Below are 2,716 nucleotides of genomic sequence, written 5' to 3'. Positions count from 1 at the left end.
GGTGGCACGGCCAGAAGCACCAAAGCGGCCCCTTGCCCGCATGTCGCCGCCCCCGCGACCGAGGTGCCAGAGGGCAGACGGCCAGCGCAAAAGGGCTGGTTTCGGGCGCGGCGCGAACGCGGTTCGAACACGGTTCGAACTGGGTGCCAGCCATGGATCAAGGGGGGGGATGGTGGGTCGTGAGAGGCTCGAACTCCCGACATCTTCGGTGTAAACGAAGCGCTCTACCAACTGAGCTAACGACCCGATGGGCGCGGGTTTAGCCAAAGCCGCGCGGCCATGCAAGGGTCAATTTCCACGAAACCGGCGAATGCCCGGACGCGCCGGCAGCGCCGCAAAGCCGGCGGCGCCAGAACGAAAAAACGCGCCCCTCGGGGACGCGTTTCAAGGAAATCTGGTGGGTGATAAGAGATTTGAACTCCTGACATCTTCGATGTGAACGAAGCGCTCTACCACTGAGCTAATCACCCGTTGAATCGCTATCTAGCGCCCCTCGTCCGGGTCTGCAAGTGGTTCTTTGTCCTTTGTCTGCACCTGTGGCTTAACCTGGGGCTGACGCAGCCGCAGGGTCTGCACCCGGCCGTTGGCCACGTCCTTGCTGCGCAGCACCTTCAGCTTGCCGAGCGGGCGCAGATTGAGGCTGCGCCCCTCGGAAAGGGCCTCGCCCAGAACCGCCAGCGCCGCCTCGATCGCCGGTTTGGCGAACTTTTTCTTGATCCCCGACCGCTCGACCACCTGATCGACAAGATCGACCTTCTTCAGGTCCGGCAGGGTCAGCTGCGGCGCGGTCTCTGTGACCACCACCGGGGCGATCGGCGAGGGCGCCTGCGATGCGGCCGCATCTTCCTTGGCGCCTTCCGGTGCCCCGTCGTCCCCCCCGGCCTTGCCGGAACGGGTCGATTTTCGCTTGTCGCCCTTTGCCCGTCCGGGCTTGGGCTTTGGTTCGGGCGCGGCAGGGCTGGCGGCGCCGGTGGATTTCCTGGCCATAAATCACCTTTGGAGCAATGAATTCGCCGCCAGCCTAGCAGGCCAGGGCGCAGCGGGCCAGCATTGAACAGGCAAAACGAGAAAGGCGCGGGGCCAACTCCACCCCGCGCCTTTCGCCAGATCTCTGCGTCCTGCAGCCTAGTGGGTCGTGGCCCCGGCGCCTGCCCCCTTGCTCATCGCGGCGGCGGCCTCGGCGGCCTCGTCCCACTCGATGGGCTGAGGCTCTTCGACCAGCACCAGTTTCAGCACTTCCGAGACATGTTTCACCGGGATGATCTCGAGCCCTTCCTTGACGTTGTCGGGGATCTCGGCGAGGTCTTTTTCGTTTTCCTCGGGGATCAGCACGGTCTTGATGCCGCCACGCAGCGCCGCCAGCAGCTTTTCCTTGAGACCTCCGATCGGCATCGCATTGCCGCGCAGGCTGACCTCGCCGGTCATGGCGATGTCCTTGCGCACCGGGATCTCGGTCAGCACCGAGACGATCGAGGTCACCATGGCCAGACCGGCCGAGGGGCCGTCCTTGGGGGTGGCGCCGTCGGGCACGTGGACGTGGATGTCCCATTTCTCGAACTGCGGCGGCTTGACGCCGATCTGCGGCGAGATCGAGCGCACATAGGACGAGGCCGCGTCGATCGACTCCTTCATCACGTCGCCCAGTTTGCCGGTGGTCTTCATCCGCCCCTTGCCGGGCAGACGCAGCGCCTCGATCGACAAGAGATCGCCGCCGACGCTGGTCCAGGCCAGCCCGGTGACGACGCCGACCTGGTCCTTTTCCTCGGCCAGACCATAGCGGAACTTCTTGACCCCGAGATAGTCGTTGACGTTCTCGGCGGTGACCACGACCTTCTCGGCCTCTTTCCTGACGATGCTGGTGACCGCCTTGCGGGCCAGCTTGGCGATCTCGCGCTCGAGGTTGCGCACCCCGGCCTCGCGGGTATAGCGCTGAATGACCTCGGTCAGCGCCTCGTCGGTGATCTCGAACTCGCCCTTCTTCAGACCGTGGTTCTTGACCTGCTTGGCAATCAGGTGCTGGCGCGCGATCTCGCGCTTTTCATCCTCGGTGTAGCCGGCCAGCGAGATGATCTCCATCCGGTCCAGAAGCGGGCCCGGCATGTTGTAGCTGTTGGCCGTGGTCAGGAACATCACGTTCGAGAGGTCATATTCGACCTCGAGGTAATGATCGACAAAGGTCGAGTTCTGTTCCGGGTCGAGCACCTCGAGCATCGCCGAGGCCGGGTCGCCGCGGAAATCCTGCCCCATCTTGTCGATCTCGTCGAGCAGGATCAGCGGGTTGGTGGTCTTGGCCTTCTTCAGCGCCTGGATGATCTTGCCCGGCATCGAGCCGATATAGGTCCGGCGGTGGCCGCGGATCTCGGACTCATCGCGCACACCGCCAAGGCTGATGCGGATGAATTCGCGCCCGGTGGCGCGGGCCACCGATTTGCCAAGGCTGGTCTTGCCGACGCCCGGAGGGCCGACAAGGCACATGATCGGCCCCTTCAGCTTTTTCGAGCGCTGCTGCACGGCCAGGTATTCGACGATCCGTTCCTTGACCTTCTCAAGCCCGTAGTGGTCTTCGTCCAGCACCGCCTGAGCCTTGCCGAGATCCTTCTTGACCCGCGACTTGGTGCCCCAGGGCAGGCACAGCATCCAGTCGAGGTAGTTGCGCACCACCGTGGCCTCGGCCGACATGGGCGACATGTTCTTGAGCTTCTTCAGCTCGGCTTCG

The 2,716-nt window shown here is 64.1% G+C and carries 2 protein-coding genes and 2 tRNA genes; all 4 read right to left on the bottom strand.

From position 1 onward, the window contains the following. Nucleotides 1–170: 170 nt before the first annotated feature. Nucleotides 171–246: transfer RNA gene (locus tag ABZD10_RS15005), tRNA-Val, on the bottom strand. Between the two features lie 149 nt (nucleotides 247–395). Continuing rightward, a tRNA-Val gene (locus tag ABZD10_RS15000) sits at nucleotides 396–470 on the bottom strand. Between the two features lie 13 nt (nucleotides 471–483). Further along, nucleotides 484–987, bottom strand: coding sequence for an HU family DNA-binding protein (locus tag ABZD10_RS14995; protein ID WP_372887743.1), 504 nt, complete (start codon nucleotides 985–987; stop codon nucleotides 484–486). 138 nt (nucleotides 988–1,125) lie between these two features. Continuing rightward, on the bottom strand, nucleotides 1,126–2,716 hold a 1,591-nt coding region (gene lon, locus ABZD10_RS14990), incomplete at its 5' end, for an endopeptidase La (protein ID WP_372887741.1).

The organism is Shimia sp. (assembly GCF_041624275.1).
Taxonomy (GTDB): domain Bacteria; phylum Pseudomonadota; class Alphaproteobacteria; order Rhodobacterales; family Rhodobacteraceae; genus Shimia.
Note: the sequence above shows the minus strand (reverse complement) of the source record. Positions and strands in the feature narration are given on the sequence as shown.

Excerpts from the sequence above, each read along its gene's own strand:
- ABZD10_RS14995 (WP_372887743.1), bottom strand. The coding sequence starts at position 987 with ATGGCCAGGAAATCCACCGGCGCCGCCAGCCCTGCCGCGCCCGAACCA.